The organism is Streptococcus sp. HMSC072D05, from assembly GCF_001815805.1.
Taxonomy (GTDB): Bacteria; Bacillota; Bacilli; order Lactobacillales; family Streptococcaceae; genus Streptococcus.
Window position 1 is genome coordinate 723207 of record NZ_KV822038.1, and the last position, 236, is coordinate 723442.

Consider the following 236-nt stretch of genomic DNA (forward strand, 5'->3'; position numbering starts at 1 on the left):
CCTCGCGAGGTTGATGGTTTCTATACTAAACACGAGATTTTAGTACCAGTCTATTTAACATGGTTCCAGTTTTTATCAAGTATCTCATTGTATTTACCTCGAATTTTAGTACCAGTCTGTTTAACATGGTTCCAGTTTCCGGCCCCTCTCGAGGTAGATAGGTATCTATACGTTTTATCGCAATATGGATTTTGCTATCAGCTGGATTGTTTCCGGCCCCTCGCGAGGTAGATAGG